This is a genomic window from Corynebacterium sp. LK2590 (assembly GCF_040946105.1).
Classification (GTDB): Bacteria; Actinomycetota; Actinomycetes; order Mycobacteriales; family Mycobacteriaceae; genus Corynebacterium.
Genome location: NZ_JAYWMH010000004.1, coordinates 182157 through 200605, shown reverse-complemented (window position 1 = coordinate 200605; position 18449 = coordinate 182157). Strand labels below are relative to the sequence as shown.

The 18449-nt window shown below is 69.4% G+C and carries 18 protein-coding genes; 7 read left to right on the top strand and 11 right to left on the bottom strand.

The genetic code is table 11. The features are described 5' to 3' along the window. Window positions 1-63 precede the first annotated feature (63 nt). The 5 genes from VVR85_RS06910 to VVR85_RS06890 all read right to left on the bottom strand — a co-directional run bounded on the left by VVR85_RS06910 (window position 64) and on the right by VVR85_RS06890 (window position 8749). Window positions 64-3336: an ATP-dependent helicase gene (locus VVR85_RS06910; protein ID WP_368520195.1), complete on the bottom strand. Its 3273-nt coding sequence runs from the start codon at window positions 3334-3336 to the stop codon at window positions 64-66. Continuing rightward, window positions 3323-6553, bottom strand: a complete 3231-nt coding sequence (locus VVR85_RS06905; RefSeq protein ID WP_368520194.1) for a PD-(D/E)XK nuclease family protein — start codon at window positions 6551-6553, stop codon at window positions 3323-3325. Before VVR85_RS06905 ends, VVR85_RS06910 begins: the two co-directional genes overlap by 14 nt. A 3-nt stretch (window positions 6554-6556) precedes the next feature. Next, window positions 6557-7336 carry a TIGR02569 family protein gene (locus VVR85_RS06900; protein WP_409338185.1) on the bottom strand — a complete coding sequence of 260 codons (780 nt, stop codon included), beginning with the start codon at window positions 7334-7336 and terminating at the stop codon, window positions 6557-6559. A gap of 52 nt (window positions 7337-7388) precedes the next feature. Beyond that, window positions 7389-8444: a DUF3152 domain-containing protein gene (locus VVR85_RS06895; RefSeq protein WP_368520193.1), complete on the bottom strand. Its 1056-nt coding sequence runs from the start codon at window positions 8442-8444 to the stop codon at window positions 7389-7391. Window positions 8445-8524: 80 nt separating this feature from the next. Continuing rightward, the gene (locus VVR85_RS06890) at window positions 8525-8749 is read right to left on the bottom strand and encodes a DUF3107 domain-containing protein (protein ID WP_368520192.1); all 225 of its coding nucleotides are present in this window, start codon (window positions 8747-8749) and stop codon (window positions 8525-8527) included. 130 nt (window positions 8750-8879) lie between these two features. On the opposite strand from VVR85_RS06890, the gene VVR85_RS06885 reads away from it, so the two are divergent. Continuing rightward, entirely contained in the window at window positions 8880-10226 is a 1347-nt protein-coding gene (locus tag VVR85_RS06885) for a DEAD/DEAH box helicase (RefSeq protein WP_368520191.1), read from the top strand. After that, window positions 10223-11476: a hypothetical protein gene (locus VVR85_RS06880; RefSeq protein ID WP_368520190.1), complete on the top strand. Its 1254-nt coding sequence runs from the start codon at window positions 10223-10225 to the stop codon at window positions 11474-11476. The genes VVR85_RS06885 and VVR85_RS06880 overlap by 4 nt, the downstream gene beginning before the upstream one ends. Here VVR85_RS06880 and VVR85_RS06875 read toward each other — a convergent pair. Beyond that, window positions 11473-11946, bottom strand: coding sequence for a hypothetical protein (locus VVR85_RS06875; protein WP_368520189.1), 474 nt, complete (start codon window positions 11944-11946; stop codon window positions 11473-11475). The genes VVR85_RS06880 and VVR85_RS06875 overlap by 4 nt on opposite strands. 602 nt (window positions 11947-12548) lie before the next feature. On the opposite strand from VVR85_RS06875, the gene VVR85_RS06870 reads away from it, so the two are divergent. Beyond that, window positions 12549-12809 (top strand): WhiB family transcriptional regulator, encoded by a 261-nt coding sequence (locus VVR85_RS06870; protein WP_070769720.1) that lies wholly within the window; start codon window positions 12549-12551, stop codon window positions 12807-12809. Between the two features lie 84 nt (window positions 12810-12893). Next, entirely contained in the window at window positions 12894-12968 is a 75-nt protein-coding gene (locus tag VVR85_RS11195; RefSeq protein ID WP_100227335.1) for a 50S ribosomal protein bL37, read from the top strand. Window positions 12969-13111: 143 nt separating this feature from the next. Here the strand turns inward: VVR85_RS11195 and VVR85_RS06865 are convergent, their stop codons facing one another. From VVR85_RS06865 to VVR85_RS06855, 3 genes are read right to left on the bottom strand one after another with little or no spacing between them, the layout of a single operon-like run. Further along, on the bottom strand, window positions 13112-13378 hold the full coding sequence (locus VVR85_RS06865; RefSeq protein ID WP_290225173.1) for an anti-sigma factor: 267 nt from the start codon (window positions 13376-13378) through the stop codon (window positions 13112-13114). Continuing rightward, complete coding sequence (locus tag VVR85_RS06860) at window positions 13375-13962, bottom strand: sigma-70 family RNA polymerase sigma factor (RefSeq protein WP_368520188.1); 588 nt, start codon at window positions 13960-13962, stop codon at window positions 13375-13377. Before VVR85_RS06860 ends, VVR85_RS06865 begins: the two co-directional genes overlap by 4 nt. Before the next feature lie 39 nt (window positions 13963-14001). After that, window positions 14002-14676 carry an SOS response-associated peptidase gene (locus VVR85_RS06855; RefSeq protein WP_368520187.1) on the bottom strand — a complete coding sequence of 225 codons (675 nt, stop codon included), beginning with the start codon at window positions 14674-14676 and terminating at the stop codon, window positions 14002-14004. A gap of 20 nt (window positions 14677-14696) precedes the next feature. Between VVR85_RS06855 and aroA the strand changes: the two genes are divergently transcribed. Further along, complete coding sequence (aroA, locus tag VVR85_RS06850) at window positions 14697-15989, top strand: 3-phosphoshikimate 1-carboxyvinyltransferase (protein ID WP_368520186.1); 1293 nt, start codon at window positions 14697-14699, stop codon at window positions 15987-15989. Next, a complete protein-coding gene (rsgA, locus tag VVR85_RS06845) occupies window positions 15982-16989 on the top strand; it encodes a ribosome small subunit-dependent GTPase A (RefSeq protein ID WP_368520185.1) in 1008 nt (335 codons plus the stop codon). The genes aroA and rsgA overlap by 8 nt, the downstream gene beginning before the upstream one ends. Here rsgA and VVR85_RS06840 read toward each other — a convergent pair. Together VVR85_RS06840 and VVR85_RS06835 are read right to left on the bottom strand one after the other, a co-directional pair. Next, the gene (locus VVR85_RS06840) at window positions 16986-17501 is read right to left on the bottom strand and encodes a DUF6912 family protein (RefSeq protein WP_368520184.1); all 516 of its coding nucleotides are present in this window, start codon (window positions 17499-17501) and stop codon (window positions 16986-16988) included. The genes rsgA and VVR85_RS06840 overlap by 4 nt on opposite strands. Window position 17502: 1 nt before the next feature. Further along, the gene (locus VVR85_RS06835) at window positions 17503-17913 is read right to left on the bottom strand and encodes an HAD-IA family hydrolase (protein WP_368520183.1); all 411 of its coding nucleotides are present in this window, start codon (window positions 17911-17913) and stop codon (window positions 17503-17505) included. Between the two features lie 155 nt (window positions 17914-18068). Between VVR85_RS06835 and VVR85_RS06830 the strand changes: the two genes are divergently transcribed. Next, entirely contained in the window at window positions 18069-18449 is a 381-nt protein-coding gene (locus VVR85_RS06830; protein WP_368520182.1) for a hypothetical protein, read from the top strand.

The window sequence follows — 18449 nt, the reverse complement described above, 5'->3', positions numbered from 1 at the left end:
GCAATGCAATACCCTAGTGCGATTGCCGCAATATTACCGAACTCCCGCGGGGCCCACCCGCCCTCACTCGGGGTGCACCGCCCCGCTGAGCAGCCGCACCAGGGCCGGCCCGTCCGGCAGGTGGCGCGGTTCCAGCGTGTAGTTATCCGCCACGTAGTGGAAGGCCGCACGCACGCTGTGTGCCCCGGTCAGCCGGCGCCAGGCCTCGGCGTAGACGGCCAGCTGGATCTGGGCGGCCTGCATGTCCGCGCCCTGCGGCGGCCGGCCCGTCTTCCAGTCCACCACCAGCCAGCTGCCGTCCGGCTCGCGGAAGACCGCGTCGATGCGCCCGCGCACCACCGCACCACCGATGGTGACCTCGAACGGGGCCTCGACGTGCTCCGGGGTGCGGTTGGCCCAGTCGCTGTCGAGGAATTTCTCCTTCAGCGTGACCAGGTCCGCGGCCGGGACCGGCTCATCGATGCCGGGCAGTTCGTCCTCGCTCAGCAGCGCCTGGCCGCCGAAGCGCTCCTCCAGCCAGGCGTGGAAGGCGGTGCCGCGCTTGGCATAAGAATTCGGTTTAAACGGCACCGGGCGGCGCTGCCGGCGGGCGAACTGCACGGGATCCGCGCGCAGGGCCACCAGATCCGAGGCGGTCAGCTCTCCCGGCAGGGCCACTTCCACCACGGGTGCTTGCAGGCCGCGGTATTCCTCAATGAGCGCGCTGGCTTCCGCCTCCCACTGGGCGAAGGCCTCGCCCTCGCTTAGCTCCGGCAGCTGGTCCATCGCCGCGGCCACCCGCCGCGCGCCGTCTTTGGCGCCCGGGCGCTGCGGCAGGACCGGGAAGCCGGCGGCCGGGGCCTGCTCGGCGTCGGTGTCCTCGAAGCCCTCGTCCCAGTGCACGACCGCGTCCGGGAACTTATCCCGCAGCAGCTCCAGCTGCTCGTAGACGCCTTCGTCGCGCTTGCCGGTGTAACTGCCGGTAACGGTCAGCGTGGATTCGCTGCGCGTCATGGCCACGTAGAAAAGGCGCGCTGCCTCCTGGGCCAGGTGTTCCTTCTTCTCCTGCTTGTAGGCCTCGCAGCCCTTCTCGAAGTCGCTGCGGGTGGCTTCCTTGACCTCGCCCTTGGCGTTCGGCTCCGGCTCGACGACCTCGATATAGTCCTCGTCGCCGGGCACGATGGCCGCCTGGGACAGGAAGGTCCCGCCGCGGGTCTGGTAGGAATTCTTGTCCGCGCGCACCACGCAGACGTGCTCCCACTCCAGGCCCTTGGCCTTGTGCGCGGTCAGGATCTGCACCCGGTTGTTGACCTTCGGGACCTCGCCCGGCTCCAGCGCGTTCTCGTGCTCCTTAGCCAGCTCCAGGTAGTCCAGCAGCGCGCCGAGGCCGTCGACCGGCAGGGATTCCACCACGCCGGCGAAGGCGTCCAGGTGCGTGGCCCCGCCCGCCGTGCCGCGGGCCAGGACCTCGGTGCGCAGGTTGAACACCGCCTCGATGTCGGCGAAGAGATCGCCCAGCGGCTTGGAAAGGCTATAGGTGCGCAGGTAGCGCAGCCGGGAGGACAGCTCCTCGATGCGTGCGAGCCCCTCCGGCGTGTAGCGCTCGCGCTCGCCCAGGTCCGCGACCGCGTCCGCCAGGCCCAGCACCTGCTCCGGGGCCTGGGCTGTGATGTCGTCCAGCTCCGCGCGCAGCACCGCCTCCGGATCGGCAGGGTCCAGCGGCTCCTCCGGCGCCTGGCCTGCTGGCTGGTCTGCGCTTTGGTCGGTGGTCTGGGCCGGGTCCTCCTCGCCGGGGTGGCGCAGGCGGCCGGCCAGGTTGGCCGCGCGCTTGCCCAGGGACTGGATGTCCTTCAGGCCGATGCCGCAGGCGGGCCCGGCCAGCACGCGCAGGGCCGCGGTGTTGTTCTGCGGCCGGATGAGCATGGTGGCCAGCGCCACCAGGTCCTGGACTTCCGGCTCGTAGAGCAGCCCGCCCAGGCCGGCGATTTCATAGGGCACCCCGGCTTCTTCCAGAGCTCGGGCCACGGGTTGGGCCTGCTTGTTGGTGCGCACCAGCACCGCGGCGCTGAAGTCGCGTTCGGCTTCCTGGGCCGCCACGTATTTCTCGCGCAGGTGCTCGGCCACGAACTCCATCTCAGCGTCCTCGTTGGCGAAAAAGCCCAGGGAGACCTCGCCGTCGCCGGCGTGATCGTGCGCGCGCAGCGGGTCCACCGGCCGCGGGCCGCCGGCGAAGACCCCGTCGGCCACGGCGTTGGCCATCTCCAGCACCTTGCGCGGGTTGCGCCAGGAAATCGTCAGCTGGTCCTTGTCCGCGGGCTCGCCGTTTTCTTGCGGGAAGTCCGTGACGAAGGCGGCGAGGTTTTCCGCGGTGGCACCGCGCCAGCCGTAGATGGACTGCATGGGATCGCCCACCGCCGTCACGGACAAGCCCGGATGGGGCTCGCCGCCGAAGAGCGCGCGCAGCAGCACACGCTGGGAGTGGGAGGTGTCCTGGTATTCGTCCAGCAGCACCACGCGGAAGCGGGAGCGCTGGGCCGCGCCGACTGCCGGGTGCGCGGCGGCCAGCTTCGCGGCCACGGCCATCTGCTCGCCGAAGGTGACCACGGCCTTTTCCCGCTGCGCTTGCTGCAGGGCCTCGACCAGCTCCAGGTAGTCCACGCGAACCTGCTGGGTGTCCAGGTAGCCTTCCAACTTCTTGGAATACTCGCCCTTGGTGCGCGGGCCCTTGGGCAGGTCGTCGACCTCGGCGCGGAAGTCCTGGGCGTGCTGGCGGATATCGTCCGGGTCGGCCAGCACGTTGTCCATGGCGGAGACCAATTTCACCAGCTGCTCCGTGACGGTGCCGACCTGGCTGGTGCTGGACAGGCGCCCGGTGTAGTTGGTGACCACCTCGTGGGCCAGGGCGAAGCGCTCGGCGTCGGTGATGATCCGCGCGCCCGGCTCCACCGGCACCAAGAGCCCGTACTCGCGGACCAGGTCCCCGGCGTAGGAGTCGTAGGTGGCCACCTTCGGCGCGATGGTCTCCAGGGCGTCGGCCACCGGCGAGCCCGGCGGGAACATGCCGGTCTCCCGCAGCTGCACCAGCGCCCGGCGGATGCGGTTTTCCAGCTGTAGGGCGGCCTTCTTGGTAAACGTCAGCCCCAGGATCTCCTCGGGCCGGACCACCCCGTTGGCCACCAGGGAGACCACCCGGGAGGCCATGGTCTCCGTCTTGCCGGCGCCGGCGCCGGCTACCACCAACTTCGGCCCCAGCGGGCTGTCGATGACCTGGGCCTGCTCCGCGCTGGGCGGGAATTTCTTGCCCAGCGACGCGGCCAGCACGGCCGGGCTCAAGTGGGGGTAATTAGCCTTCGACATCGGTGGTCATCCTTCCCTCCGGCTGCACCGGGCAGATGGGCTTAATCCGGCAGAACGTACAACTATCGCTAATGCGCGCGGTCACGGTCGGCCCGCGCTGCTCGGCCACCAGGTCGGGCAGCTGCGCGGCGAATTCCTCTAGGGCCTCAGCGCCCCAGGCGCTCTGGTAGCGCCCCGGCACCGACTTGTTCGACGAGGCCGGGTAGAACAGCACCCCGCCCTCGCGCGGCAGGCCGTCGCCGCTGGCGACCTTGACCCCGCTGGGGTTGTGGGTGCTGGCGTCCTCGGTGACCACCTCGCCCTGGGACAGGGCCAGCTGGTAGGTCGCCAGCTGGGGGTTGTCCTCCGCGGCCTGGACCGAGGGTACGGAGCTGCCCGTCTTGAGATCCACCACGCGGTACCCTTCGGCGGACTTGTCCAGGCGGTCGATGCGCCCGGAGATGCGCACGCCGTTGTCCAGCCGCACGTCGACGGGCACCTCGGTGCCCACGGCAGTGAAGTTCACGTTCGCCTCCGCGACCCAGCTCTGGGTGCGCTGCAGCAGTTCCGCGAAGGACTCCGCCTCCGAGGCGCGCTTCCAGGCCGGCGAGTTCTGGATGCTGCTAAAGGCGGCCAGCGACAGCTCGTGGGCCAGGGCGGGGCTCAGCCCCCGGCCGATGGCCTCCAGGAAGGCGTGCGCCAGGCTGCCGCGCAGCATGGCCATCTGGTTGTCTGGTTCCTCCTCCAGGCTGGACAGGACCGCGTGCAGCGGGCACTGCATGAGCGCTTCCACCTTGGACGGCGACAGCGCCGGCCGCGGGTTAAGCTCCGGGCTGCTGGCCACCTCGCGGGCGGCCCACCACTGCTGCGGCTCGGCGCCCGGGACCCCGGCCGCGGCCAGCCGCGCGAGCTGCCGGGCGGCCTGCTCGCGGGCGGACTCGGTCTGCTCGGCGTCGCTGACCACCCGGCGCAGCGCCGCCACGAAGACCGGCACGGACAGCACCGAGACCTGCAGCGGATCCACCTCTGCCCCGTCTGGCAGCCCCGGCGCGCTCGGCGCCGGGGCTGTGGTGGGCAGGGCGCTGGGCACGGGCTGCGGGTGGGGCTCGGCGGCCGGTTCGGGGACGGTCAGGCCCAGTTCCTTGGGCCACACGCTAGCGCGCAGGCGGCGGGTGGCCGCGCGGCGGGCGAACAGGGCCGGGAAGTTGATGGCCGGGGTCGCGAAATCCGCGATGAACCGGGAGGGTTCCTGGACCTGTTCGGCATCGGGGGCATCGATAGCCACGACCAGCAGGCGGGACGTGTGCCGGGTGGTGGCCACGTGGAAGAGGCGGCGCTCCTCGTGCAGACGCTCGCGCAGGTGGCTGACCGGTACGTCCGGGTCAATGCCCTCGTCCACCAGGTCGACCAGGTCCGCCTGGTCGAAGATGGTGCCGGTCTCCCCCAGCGACGGCCACTCGGTCTCCTGGGCGCCGACCACGACCACGGTGTCGAACTCGCGCCCCACCGCGCCGTGGGCGGTCAGGATGTTGACCGCCTGCGGGGTGGCGTTGCGCCTGTCGCGCACGCCGGTGGGCAGTTCCTGCTCGGTGATGTGGCGGACGAAGGTCTCCAGGCCGGCGCCCGGGTAGCGCTCCACGAAGTCGCCGGCGGCGTCGAAGAGCGCCATCATGGCGTCCAGGTCCCGGTCCGCCTGGGAGCCGGTCGCGCCGCCGCGCAGGGCGGCCGCCTGCAGGCGCTCGGCCAGGCCCGTGGCGTTCCACATGGCCCACAGGATCTCCTCCACGCTGGCGCCGGCTGCGGCCTGCTCCACGCCCGCGCCCAGCACGCCGCGGACGCGCTCGAGCACGGCGACTTCCCGCTCGGTCAGCAGGTCGCCGAAGTCCGGCAGCGGGCCGGTGAGCAGCTCCCGCAGGGTCTCCAGGCCGCGCTGGGCCGGATTCCAGCGCCGCAGGCCGCGGATGAGCCGGCGCAGGGTGACCGGGTCCGCGCCGCCGACGGGCCCGGTCATGAGCTCCTCCAGCTGCGCGGTGCGCAGGGGCTGGTAGACCGCCTCGAGTGCTTGGACCATGGCCGCCACGAGGCGCTGCTCGGCCAGCACCACGTCCGTGGGATTGAGGTGTACGGGCACGCCGGCGGCCAGCAGGCCCCGGCGCAGCGGGGTGATATCCGCGACCGAGCGCACGATGACGGCGATATCGCGCCAGTCCACCCCATCGCTTAGGTGGCGGCGGCGGATGGCGTCGGCCACGGAGGCCTGCAGCTGGGCCGCGGTGGACACGATGTCCAGGCAGGCCGGCTCCGGCCGCCGCTGCGAGGCGCCCAGGTCGATGTGGTGCTCGGCGTCCAGCTCGTCGAAGAAACGGGTGTTGGCGCCGCGGAAGGCGAAGACCGCCTGCTCCGGGTCGCCGCCCACCACGGCGAGCTTCGCCTGCGCGATGATGAGGCTAAGCAGCTCGCCGGAGGCCGGCGCCAAGAGCTGCGCGTCGTCGACCACGATGGTGTGCCACTGGCCGAAATCCAGCTGCCCGGCGCGCAGGAGCACCTGGCTGACCAGCTCCGCGGCCGAGTAGGAATGCGCGCCGCTGAGTGCCATGACCTGTTCGTATTCCTCCAGGAAGTCCCCGGCGGCAATCCACATGGGGCGGGAGTGCTCGCGGCCTTTTTCGCGCAGGGATTCCGGCGACTGGCCGCGCTCGATGGCGCGCAGCAGGAAGTCGCGCAGCTGCCGGGCAAAGCCCACCATGCCCAGCGCCGGGCGGATTTCCTCCGGCCAGCTGGCCACGCCGCCGGCGGCGTGGCCTTCCAGCAGCTCGCGGATGACAGCGTCTTGTTCCGCGCCGGTGATAAGGCGCAGGTCTTCGTCGCTGGCCTGGCGCAGGAGCGAGAAAGCCAGCGAGTGTACCGAACGCACGAGCGCCGCCGAGGAGGCGTAGTCGCCCAGGTGCGCCGAGATTTCGCGCCGCAGCGCCGCCGCGGATTCCTTGGAAAAGCTGACCACCAGCACCCCGGCCGGGTCCGCCCCGGAGCGCAGCACGTTCAGGACGGTGTCCACCAGAAAGCTGCTCACCCCGGCCCCGGCCTGGCCGGTCACCTTCCATACCCCGCGCTCCGGCAGGGGGTGCGGCCACTCGCGGGTGCCGGCGGGCTTCTCACCGGCCACGAGGCGCACCTCGGGCGAGGGCGGGAGGACTACGCCGCTGCGGGCGGTGTCATGGGGGTCATAGCGTCCGGTCATGCCCTAAAGTTTGGCACACACGCGGGACACGAGCATCTGCTCCACCCGCTGGATCTCCGAACGTACGTTCACGCGCGATTCCTCGTGCAGGGAGTTCACGTGGCGCCGGTAGGCCGCCGCGCGCAGCAGCAGCTGGTCGAGTCCCTCGATGTGGTCGAAGCGATCGCAGATAGCGTCATCCACGGCGCGGTTAATCAGCCCGTCGACAATCACCAGGGCCGTGGTGTAGCCCTTCGGCCGGGGCGCGGCGGTGGGCACGACTTCCACGAGGGCCGGCGGATTGTGGCCGGAATACAGCGTGGTGGCCAGCAGGTCCGCGTGCCCGACCACCCGCGGCAGGCCGGAAAGGTCCGCGTAGTACTCGCTGGTTTCCTCCCAGGCCGCGCGCTCGGCCTGAGCGAAGACGTCCGTGCGGCTTTCCGCGGTGCCGGCGAAAGGCGCCGAATAATCCGCCAGCTCGGCCTCCAGGCGCCCGGCCAGCAGCGCCGTCTCATCGACGCGCTTTTCCAGGTCCCCGGCCACGAACTGGGTCGCCTTCCAGCCGGCGACGGTGTAGCGCCCGTCCGTGGTCAGCAGGGGGCGGGCCACCCGCGCCCCCGGCACGCTGAGCTTCTCGCGCACCCGGGCCGACCAGGTCGCCGTGTCAGAGGCGAGCGCGTAGACCACGTCGCCCACGCGCAGGCCGTTGTCCCAGGCATAGCCCAGCTGCTCGGGCTGGCCCACGGCCGGACGGCCGCTGCTACGGAATGCGCTTAAGACATGCTCCGGAGGGTTAGAAATCACGTCCGGCTCCTTCACTCGGTTCGGGTTGGGGTTACGTCTCTAGTTGAGGTGTTTAGTCGTTACGGGCCTTGCCGTGGCCCGGGTCGTGGGGGTCTTCCACCCCCGGGACCGGGTAGGGCCACGGGTTGGGCTCGCAGGTGACGTCCTCGTCCGGGTAGACCTCGTCCGGGGCCTCGGCGTGCAGGGCCTTGTTGTTGAGCGAGATGGTCTGCTGCATCATCACCGGCGCCAGCTTGCCCTCGCCGCCGCAGGCCTGGTGCTCGGCGTAGCCGATGGCGTGGCCGAACTCGTGGTTGATGAGGTACTGGCGGTAGTTGCCCACGTCGCCCTCGAAGGCGCGGGAGCCGCGTACCCAGCGCGACTCGTTGACCACCACGGTCGAGTCCCCGGTGATCGTGGTGTGGCAGGAGGTCTCCATGCCCAGCTGCGCGCCGCAGAGCTCCGCGGTGGTCTCCAGGGAGGTCAGCTGGAAGCGGGTGTCCGGGTCCTCGTCGGCGCCCACGTGGACGAATTTGAAGGCCGGGTCGTTGGTCCAGCCGCGCGGGTCGGACAGGGTGGCGTCCACCATGCTGGCGAAGGCGGCGTCGCCGCCGTAGCTGGAGGTGTCAATGCCGTTTTCGATCTCCACCGAGTAGCGCACGGTGCGCACCTCGCCCTCCCCGACGTCGAGGCCTGGCGTGCCGACCTCGCGGTAGGTCTTGTCGCCGGCGCGGGTGAATTCGCCGCCCGGCGGCAGCTGGTCGATAGCGCCTTGGACGTCGCCGGCATCCGCCGGGTCGGGGCCGACGGCCGTGGCGTCATGGCCGGCCGTGGCGCTGTCCTGCTCCTGGGCGCGCGGGGAGCCGGCCTCCTCGCTGGGGCCGGTGAAGATGTCGATGAGCACCCAGACGGTGATGATCGCCAGGACCGGGATGGCCACCACGCGCCACCAGCCGTAGTCCGCGGCGAAGCGGCGCACCGCCCCGCCGGCGCCCCGGCTGCTGTCCTCGGCGCCGTGGCGGGCGGGTTCGGACAGGCTGGAATCCCCGGCCCAGCTGCGCTGGTCGTTCTCACCGCGCGGCTCGGCGCGGCGGTGGTGCCGGGGTTGTGGAAATTCCGAGTTCTCCATGGCCCTTAAGGTTACCCGGTGCCCGCCGGCGCGCCGCAAGCGGGCGGCCGGGCCGAAGGCCCCGGGCAGCGGTGGGAAAACTAGGCGCCGGCGAAGCCGACGGCGTGCGGCTTAACCGCGCCGATCTCGACGTAGACGACGCGATCGGTGCGCACCAGGTACTTGCGGCCCTTCTCGTCGGCCAGCTCCAAGGTGGAGTTGTCCGCCAGGGCGGCGTTGATGCGCTGGGCCAGCTCGTCCTGGGTGCCTTCGGCGTTGATGACCAGTTCCCGGGCCGTATCCGCGAAACCAAACTTGATATCCATGGGGTGAAAACCCGCCTTTCTGCGTCTTCTTCGTCTGCGGCGCACCGCGGTGCGCCAATTCCTGTTGTCTGAGCGCGAAGCCAAACAATCTAATGGCCCCCACTATAACCGTGACGGTTAGTATCGAGGTGTGTCTGACTCGCAAACGCCTTCCACCGTACCGCCGACCCCGACGTTTTCTCGCCTAGGTGTGGCCGCCGAGATCTGCGATGCCCTGGCCGCCCAGGGTATTACCCGCACCTTCGCCATCCAGGAGCTCGCGCTGCCGCTGGCGCTCAAGGGCGCCGACATCATCGGCCAGGCGCGCACCGGGATGGGCAAGACCTTAGGCTTCGGGGTTCCTCTACTCGACCGGGTCTTCGACGACGCGGCCCTGCCGGAGTGCGACGGCACCCCGCACGCCCTGGTCGTAGTCCCCACCCGCGAGTTGGCCCAGCAGGTCGGCGAGGATCTGCGGGCGGCGGCGGCCAACCTGCCGGTGCGCGTAGTCACCGTCTTCGGCGGGCGGCCCTATGCCGAGCAGATCGCCGAGCTGGAACGCGGCGCGGACGTCGTGGTCGGCACCCCGGGCCGCCTGCTGGATCTGCACTCCCAGCACCACCTGCGCTTGGACGCGGTGGCCATCCTGGTCCTGGACGAGGCCGACGAGATGCTGGACCTGGGGTTTTTGCCCGATATCGAAAAGCTCGCCGCCGCGGTGGCCGGCAGCCTGCAGCAGACGATGTTGTTCTCGGCCACCATGCCGGGCGCCATCTTGTCGCTGGCCCGCGGCTTCATGGACAAGCCGGTGCACATCCGCGCCGAGTCCGGCGAGGCCGACCAGACCCACGCCTCGACGAAGAAGATCAGCTTCCTGGCCCACCGCATGGACAAGCTGGCCGTGCTCTCCCGCGCCTTACAGGCCCGCGGGCGGGGCCGGACCATCATCTTTACCCGCACCAAGCGCTCGGCCGCCCAGGTGGCCGAGGACCTGGCCCAGCGCGGCTTCGCCGTGGCCGCCGTGCACGGGGACATGGGCCAGGCCGCCCGCGAGCGCTCCCTGGAAGCCTTCCGCTCCGGCGCGGTCTCGACGCTGGTGGCCACGGACGTGGCCGCACGCGGCATCGACATCGACGACGTCACCCACGTCATCAACTACCAGGTCCCGGACGATCCGCAGACGTTTGTCCACCGCATCGGCCGCACCGGGCGCGCCGGCCACACCGGCACCGCCGTCACCCTGGTCGGCTACGACGAGCAGGCCAAGTGGGAGGCTATCGATGCCGAGCTGGATCTCGGCCAGCACGACCTGCCCACCTGGTTTAGCACCTCCCCGGAGCTGGCCGAGGCCCTGGACTTTCCCGCCGAGGCCGGCGAGTCGGTCGGCCCGGCCCGCGCCGTGGTGGGCGGGGACCGCAAGCGCCCCGGGCGTGAGCGCGGCTCCGGACGCCCGCGCCGCCCGCGGACTCATGCCCGAGGCCGGGGCCGGAAGCGATGAGCCGCACGGTAGTGCTGCGCGCTTCCCGCCGCGACTGGGTGCTTACCGCGGTCATCGCGGTGGTCTGCGTCGTCGCCGTGGTCGGCGCCTATTTTTCCGGCTCCCTGCGGGCCGCGGATCTGCAGCCGGCCGACGAGGCGGTCCCGGAACTGCCCGCCACGCTGGCGGAGATCCCCGCGCAGCTAACCCCAGCCTTCGAGCTGGCCAACGGCGCTGCCCCGCGGACCTCGGCCGGGGTCCAACCCATCGCCACCAACGGGCTGATCATCGCCGCCGATGGGGCCACCATCCGCGCCGTCGATGCCGACGGCCACGACGTCTGGTCCTATACCCGCACCGATGCCCCGCTGTGCAGCCTGGCTACGGCCTGGGACAAGGTGGTGGCCACCTACCGCACCTCGGTCGGCTGCGGTGACACCGTGGCTATCGATGCCACTACGGGCCAGTACTCGGACACCCGCAGCGCGCTGAACTCGGAGGAGACCGTACCGGTGGCCTCCAACGACCGGGTGGGCACCGCCTCCACCGACCGCGTCGAGCTGTGGCGCTCCGACATGGTGCGCACGGTGGAGTACGGCGAGATCCCCGCCCCGCAGGAGGCCAACACGCAGCCGCACCCGGAGTGCACCATCAACTCGGCGCTGACCCGCACCGAGCTACTCGTCGTCTCGGAGACCTGCCCGGACGCCGCCAACCGCGACTTCCTGCGCTTCCAGACCACGGAGCCGGAGGATTCCCGCGAGCCGGACGTTTCCGCCACCGCCGAGGTCGAGGCCGCCTCTGCCCGGCTGGTCGCCGTCGGCCAGTCCGCGGCCACCGTCTACGCGGAAGGTGAGACCCCCGAGCTTATTTCCTTGAGCGACGACGGCACCGTCACGCACCGGCAGGCAGTGCCCTCCTCGCCGGCGGTGAGCGAGTCCCCCACGCTGTTTCAGCCCGCCACCGCGGACCTGCCGCACCACATGACCTGGTTCGACGGCGCCCGCCTGTACCTTTTCAGCCCCAACGAGCTCAAGGTCACCCGGGTCATCGACGGCGCGCTCGGCACCGGGGCCGCCATCGGCGACCGCCTGCTAGTGCCCACCGCAGACGGCATAGCCGTCTACGACTGGAAGACCGGCCAGACGGAGCGCACCGTGCCGGTCGACCGCGGCTCCTACCGCGGCCCGGTCCACCTGACCGTCGCCGGCACCAACCTGGTCGAGGCCCGCGGCGGGCAGCTCGTGGCCCTGCAGGCCGCGCCGGCTTAGAAGTTCTGCTGGAACCATTCCTGCGAGATGGGGTTGACCATCAGCAGGTAGATGCCCGCCAGGGCGGCGACCAGCGTGGCGATGCCGAGGGCGATGGCCCCGCCGGAAAACATCTGGAAGGAGCTGGCGGCCAGGATGAACTGCACCAGCAGCACCGCGCCACGCCCCCACCGGCGGCCGCGGGTCATGGCGATAGCGCCCACGATAACGAAGCCGAAGACGATGAAGATGAAGATCGCGGTGCCCAGGCCCAGGTAGTCGGTCGCGGCGGTCTCGGAGACCAGCGACGGGTTTTCCGGGTGGGTGACTTCGTGCACGATCAAAAAGATGCCGAAGATGATGACGGCGATGGACTGGACGATGCCGATCCCCGCGCCCAGGCGGACCGTGGCCGGGGCACCCAGACCGCCGGCGCGGCCTACCGAGTTGCGGGCGGCAGAAGCAACGGATGTCGATTTCTTAGAGCTCACGGAGCTTAGTCTACGTTTTCCCGCCCGCGCGCCTCCACTCACCGTCGCGCTGGGCGCCGCACGGCCCGTTTACCCGCCGTAATGTTAACCGCGTTGTCTAGGGCACTGAGCGGGCGCCCGGTCCACCGCGCTCGGGTGTGGTCCGCCGATCCGGATTTGACCTAGGCATACCTTAGGTATTTAGCAGACAAAAACTGTCCGCGCAGGCCAGCGCGCTACCACTACCTGTCAGCTGCCTGAAATTCGGCAGAAGCTCCCCAAGCCACCGACATATAATTCGGTGATGTTGGCCACAATTTAGCCTTTAACCCTAGCGAAGTCTTTGTAAACGTGTCATTATCTTCAGGTAGCAAAAAAGACGAGCTGCTTAACCAGCTCCAAACTCTGCGCCAACGCAGAGTGAACGCCAGGTAAACCATGGCGGCAAGCGGAGGACTGACCTCGAGACCAGACACCCCGCGTTGCAGACCGGTCCTGGCACGCAAACCCCATGACATTAGGGCTTGGCTCTGATTTTCGGTGCGCCATTTTTGGTTGCTCCCGAATTCGGTTCCAAGTACCGGTGTTAAACGCTGTCGAAAATTTGTTAGGAGATATCAATCATGGATTGGCGCCACGAAGCAATTTGCCGCGACGAGGACCCCGAGCTGTTCTTCCCGGTCGGTAACTCCGGCCCCGCCCTCACCCAGATCGCCAAGGCCAAGCTGGTCTGCAACCGCTGCCCCGTTTCCTCCCAGTGCCTGAAGTGGGCCCTGGAGTCCGGCCAGGACGCCGGCGTCTGGGGCGGCCTGTCCGAGGAGGAGCGCCGCGCCCTGAAGCGCCGCCGCAACCGCGGCCGCGGACGCGCCCGCGTCTCCGCCTAAGGTAGGGCAATTTCGCCCCCGGCGTTGCCTGCCGCTACAGTTATTACCAGTTCATCTAACCGCTCTCTGCAAAGGAGTACCACCATGAGCAAGCGTGGCCGTAAGCGTAAGGATCGCCGGAAGAAGTCCGCTAACCGCGGCAAGCGTCCTAACGCATAATCACAGCTAAAAACACCGAGCCCGCCGCAGCGGGGATAACGCCTCCAAGCGTTAGGCCCCGTCGCGGCGGGCTTGTTGTCTCTTGGCCTCCCCCGCCGGCGCACCGAGACGCGGACAGCGCCGGCGCGGGGAGGCTTTGTTATTTACTGGTAGCGGATGGAGCGGATCTGGACGGTGATCCGCTGCCGCAAGGTCTCTGGGGCGTGGGTGGCCTTGTCGCAGGTGCGCACCAGCCGGCGCACGATCTGCTCGGTCTCCAGGCGCTCCATGCACACGTTGCACTCGGCGATGCGCGCCTGCACGGCCGCGCGCTGCTGCGGGCTCAGCGACTCGTCCAGCAGCTGGCACAGCAGTGCCTCTATCTCCTGCGAAGAGCAGTTACAAGCCCCGCGGTGGTTGCAGTTGCTCACTTGTCTGCCTCCATATCTGGGTGGTTTAGCCCGATGCCGTGCTCACGTGCTACATCCTTCAACGCTTTTCGCAGCAGTTTTCTTCCCCGGTGCAGCCGCGACATGACCGTCCCTAAGGGGATATCCATCACTTCCGCGACTTCCTTGTAGGCCAGCCCCACCACGTCGGAGTAGTAGACCACCATGCGGTAGTCCTCCGGCAGGTCGTTCATCGCCTCCGAAATCGTGGTATCCGGCATGGCCTTGAGCGCGGCGACCTCCGCGGACTCCAGGCCCGTCGAGTCGTGCCCGGAGGTCGTGTACAGCTGGAAGTCGGTCAGCTCGTCCGCCGAGGACTGCGTGGGGCGGCGCTGCGCCTTGCGATAAGAGTTGATGTACGTGTTGGTCATGATCCGGTACAGCCACGCCTTCAGGTTGGTGCCCTGCATGAAGGAATCGAAATTCTTATACGCCTTCAGGTAGGTCTCCTGGATCAGGTCCTCGGCGTCCTGCGGGTTGCGCGTCATGCGCATCGCTCCCCCGTAGAGCTGATCCAGAAGCGGCATGGCCTGTTCCTCGAACGAGGCGGCCCGGTCTTTCGCCATTAACGTACTCCTTTAAATGAGCTTTCTGCCATAACCATCCTAGGCCCCGGCCCCTTGGGGCAGAAGTTCCGGGTAATCGTTGCGGATATTGCCCACTTCCTTCGCCGCCTGGTCCACCTGCCAGCCGGTGACCGGGCTGGGGTGCAAAAGCTCGGCGGCCTCTTCCGGGCTACCCTCCACCCACTGCCGGATTTCCTCCGGCGCCAAAAAGCGCGGCAGGCGGTCGTGCAGCCAGGCCATCTCCTCGGTGGCCGCGGTGGTCACGATGGTCGCCGAGAGCTGGTCCAGACCCGTGGCCCACAGGCCGGCCGCCCACATCATCTGCCCTTCGCCCAGCCACACGTAGTAGGGCATCTTGCCGTTGCCGTCGTCGTACCACTCGTAGTAGCCGTCCATGGGGATGAGGCAGCGCCCGGAGCCGGCCCGGCCGGCGAAGGCGTCGCGAAACGACGGCTTCTTCTGCACCGTCTCCGCGCGGGCGTTAAACAGCGGCGGGCCGTCTAAGTCCTTCTTCCAGTGCGGCAGCAGGGCCCAGCGCCCGGGATCGACCTGCGCGTAGGCCCCCTGGATGCGCACCACGGGCACCTTCTGGGTCGGTGCGATGTTGTACCGCGGCCCCGGCAGGCCGGCGGGCGCGGAAACTTCCTCGATTCCGGCCAGCGCACCGACGGAATCGAGCAACGACTCGCTGAACAAGACAAAACGACCACACATGAACCTCTATTATGGCCTATATGGCAGATTTTTGGTTAGCCCCGCATCCCACCGGCCCCCTGCGCTGGGAGCAGCGCGTGCCCGGCTCTAAGTCCATGACCAACCGGGCCCTAGTCCTGGCCGCGCTTGCCGATGCCCCCTCGGTCATCACCCAAGCACTCATCGCCCGCGACACCGAGCTGATGATTGCCGCCCTGCGCGAGCTCGGCGCCGAGATCGAGGTGAAAGACGCCACCACCGGCCCGGAGCTCCACGTGACCCCGGGCGAGCTGCACGGCGGGCACATCGACTGCGGCCTGGCCGGCACCCTGATGCGCTTTTTGCCGCCGGTGGCGGCCCTGGCCGGCGAGCCGGTCGCCTTCGACGGCGACGAGCAGGCCCGCGTGCGCCCCATGGGCGCCATCCTGGGCGCCCTGCGCGACCTGGGCGTCACCGTCGAGACCGCCGACGACTGCCTGCCCTTTAGCATCTCCGCCGAGCACACGCCCGCCGGCGGTAAGGTCACCATCGACGCCTCCCAGTCCTCCCAGTTCGTCTCCGGCCTGCTGCTGGCCGCCCCGCGCTTTGAAAACGGCATCACCGTCCACCACGTCGGCGGCGAAATCCCCTCGCGCCCGCACATCGAGATGACCCTGGCCATGCTGCGCGAGGCCGGCGTGACCGTCGACGAGGACGGGGACACCTGGACCGTCCACCCCGGCCCCATCAACGGCCGCGAGTGGAGCATCGAGCCGGATCTGTCCAACGCCACCCCGTTCCTGGCCGCCGCGGCCGTGGCCGGCGGGCGCGTGACCGTGCGCGACTGGCCGGCCGTGACCACCCAGGCCGGGGATCTCATCCGCGACGTGCTCTTCCGCATGTCCGTGACCGTCGAGCAGGCCCACGGGCAGGTCACCGTCGTGGGCTCCCCCGGCGCCCGCCTGCGCGGCATCGACTACGACATGTCCGCCCTCGGCGAGCTGACCCCCACCGTGGCCGCCCTCTGCGCGCTGGCCGATAGCCCCTCCCGGCTGACCGGCATCGCCCACCTGCGCGGCCACGAGACCGACCGACTCAGCGCCCTAGCCACGGAGCTCAACGGCCTGGGCGGCAACGTCCGCGAGCTGCCCGACGGGCTGGAAATCACCCCGGCGCCCCTGCACGCGGGCCGCTGGCACACCTACGCCGACCACCGCATGGCCACCGCCGGGGCGATCCTGGGCCTGGCCGTTGAGGGCATCGAGGTCGAGGACATCGCCACCACCGCGAAGACCCTCCCGGGATTTGCCGAGCTGTGGGAGACCATGGTCTCCGAAGGCAGCGCGCATGCCTAGGCGCCACTACGACGAGTCCGACGTCCACGTCCGCCCCGGCAAGGGCTCGCGGCCGCGCACGAAGGACCGGCCCAAGCACAAGGACGCCAAGTTCGGCATGGTCATCACCAAGGACCGTGGCCGCTGGGGCGTGGCCTTAGACGACGGCCCCGTGGTCACCTGCATGCGCGCCCGCGAGCTGGGCCGCACCGCCATCGAGGTCGGCGACCGCGTCGGCGTCGTGGGCGATACCTCGGGCCGTAAGGACACGCTGGCGCGCATCGTCAAGCTCGCCGAGCGCACCTCCGTGCTGCGCCGCACCGCCGACGACACCGACCCCTACGAGCGGATCGTGGTGGCCAACGCCGACCAGATGCTGATTGTCACCGCGGTAGCCGATCCGCCGCCGCGCTCCGGCTTCGTCGAGCGCGCCCTGGTGGCCGCCTTCGTGGGCAATGTTCACCCCATCCTGTGCCTGACCAAGACGGACCTGGCCGACCCGGCCCCCTTCGCCGCGGAATTCGCCGACCTGGACATCAGCGTGGTCTACGCCGGCGTCGAGGACGGCCTGGAGCAGGTCAGCGACGCCGTCACCGGGCACATCACCGCGCTCATCGGCCATTCCGGGGTGGGCAAGTCCACGCTGGTCAACCGGCTAGTGCCCGACGCCGACCGGGAGACCGGCGAGGTCTCCGCCGTGGGCAAGGGCCGGCACACCTCCACCCAGTCCGTGGCGCTGCCGCTTCCCGACGATAACGGCTGGATCATCGACACCCCCGGCATCCGCTCCTTCGGGCTGGCACACGTCGATGCCGACACCGTCTTAGGCGTCTTCGAGGATCTCGCCGAGGCCACCGAGTCCTGCCCGCGCGGGTGCACGCACGCCGGTCCCCCGGCCGATCCCGAGTGCGGGCTCGACGATCCCGCCCTCATCCCCCCGGATTCGGCCTCGGCCCGGCGCGCGGCCGCGGTGCGCAAGCTGCTGGCCGCGCTGCGCACCAACGTCGACTGGGAAAACTAGAGCAGCTCCACCAGGAAGGGCAGCTCGCTCGGGTCGTAGAAGGCCATGAAGTTGTCGAGGGCGTCGCCCACGGCCAGCTCGGCGTCCTCGTCGCCCAGGTCCGCGGTGTCGATGGCCTCGATGGCCTTGGCGGTCGCGGTCTCCGATTCCGCGATGTCGACGTGGATGGCGGCCAGCTGCTCGGTGGTAATCAGCGCCGGCTCCAGCTTCACCACGGGCTCGCCCATCTCCGGCTGCGGGGTGACCGCCTCGGCGGGCACGTCCACGGAGATGACCACGCGCCGGTGCGGGAAGTGCTCCTCGTCGCCGATGGCCAGCAGCCGCAGCGACGCCATGGAGGCCTCCAGGAAGGCCGAGTAGGCGATTTCTTCCTCGTCGCCGGCGGTGTAGAACTCACGCAGGGCGTCGGTGACCATAAAGCCCCAGCCCGAGCGGGCGTGCAGCTGGCCAGTCTCCTTCAGCTCCGTGAGCATGGCGAAGGTGGCCGGCAGGTAGACGCGACAATCAGCCATCTTAGAACTCGCCCTCGATGTCGAAGACGGCCTGGATCTCAATGCTGGTGCGGTCGAAGACCGTATAGAGCATGCCGAGCAGGCCGAACTCCACCGACGCCTTGACGTTGACGATGTTGTCGTCCACGAAGACGCAGTCATTGACGGGCAGGTCGAGGGCGTCGGCCGCCGCTTGGAAGGCCGCGGGCTCCGGCTTTTCCGCCCCGATCTCGCCGGAGAGCATGACCGCGTCCACGATGCCGCGGTACTCCCACTCCCGGATTGCCTCGGCGCCGGGGCCGCCCGGGTCGTTGGACAGGATGGCCGTCGCCACGCCCTGGGCCTTGGCTGCGGCCAGGAGGTTGCGCCAGCGCTTCACGTCTTCGTCGGTGCCGTCGAGCACGCCGACGTAGTCCACAATCAAACCACGCATGAGTTCTCTTTCTTCTTTCGCTTCGGGTTCTATTTCCCTCTAACCCCGCAAATTATAGCGAAGAGGCATTTCACGCGCCTCCACCCCTTTCAGCAAACTCCCAGCTTGGGTTCCTCGCCCTGCGCACCACCCCGGCGCGTGCCAGAATACGGCCTATGTACGCCCCCATTCCCGGATTCGCCCACCTGCAGCTATACGTGCCGGCCGACCCCATCTCCTATGACCGTCAGCCCACGCCCATGGACGAGGAGGTCAAGGAGCGCGCCCAAACGCTTATCCGCCAGGTCATCGAGACCGCCGCCGGGCGCCGCCCGCTCAGCCACGTGCGCTCCGAGCGCTTCCCGCCGCGGCTGGCCAACCACCTGTCCGCCTGGCTGCGCACTCGCGGGTTTAGCCTGCCGGCGCGCCACAATCTGGTCGCCGTGCACGCGCACGCCAACGGGGAGTTTTACGGCACAGCCACCATCGGCGTCACCCAGCACGCGTTCACGGGTTCCTACGAGCAGCACCGGCTCGTATCCTTCCGGCTGCTCTAG

Excerpts from the sequence above, each read along its gene's own strand:
- VVR85_RS06890 (WP_368520192.1), bottom strand. The coding sequence starts at position 8,749 with ATGGATATCAAGTTTGGTTTCGCGGATACGGCCCGGGAACTGGTCATC.
- VVR85_RS06835 (WP_368520183.1), bottom strand. The coding sequence starts at position 17,913 with ATGCGTGGTTTGATTGTGGACTACGTCGGCGTGCTCGACGGCACCGAC.
- VVR85_RS06840 (WP_368520184.1), bottom strand. The coding sequence starts at position 17,501 with ATGGCTGATTGTCGCGTCTACCTGCCGGCCACCTTCGCCATGCTCACG.
- VVR85_RS06860 (WP_368520188.1), bottom strand. The coding sequence starts at position 13,962 with ATGGCGAAAGACCGGGCCGCCTCGTTCGAGGAACAGGCCATGCCGCTT.
- VVR85_RS06895 (WP_368520193.1), bottom strand. The coding sequence starts at position 8,444 with ATGGAGAACTCGGAATTTCCACAACCCCGGCACCACCGCCGCGCCGAG.
- VVR85_RS06870 (WP_070769720.1), top strand. The coding sequence starts at position 12,549 with ATGGATTGGCGCCACGAAGCAATTTGCCGCGACGAGGACCCCGAGCTG.
- VVR85_RS06830 (WP_368520182.1), top strand. The coding sequence starts at position 18,069 with ATGTACGCCCCCATTCCCGGATTCGCCCACCTGCAGCTATACGTGCCG.
- VVR85_RS06880 (WP_368520190.1), top strand. The coding sequence starts at position 10,223 with ATGAGCCGCACGGTAGTGCTGCGCGCTTCCCGCCGCGACTGGGTGCTT.
- VVR85_RS06905 (WP_368520194.1), bottom strand. The coding sequence starts at position 6,553 with ATGACCGGACGCTATGACCCCCATGACACCGCCCGCAGCGGCGTAGTC.
- VVR85_RS06910 (WP_368520195.1), bottom strand. The coding sequence starts at position 3,336 with ATGTCGAAGGCTAATTACCCCCACTTGAGCCCGGCCGTGCTGGCCGCG.
- rsgA (WP_368520185.1), top strand. The coding sequence starts at position 15,982 with ATGCCTAGGCGCCACTACGACGAGTCCGACGTCCACGTCCGCCCCGGC.
- VVR85_RS06855 (WP_368520187.1), bottom strand. The coding sequence starts at position 14,676 with ATGTGTGGTCGTTTTGTCTTGTTCAGCGAGTCGTTGCTCGATTCCGTC.
- aroA (WP_368520186.1), top strand. The coding sequence starts at position 14,697 with ATGGCAGATTTTTGGTTAGCCCCGCATCCCACCGGCCCCCTGCGCTGG.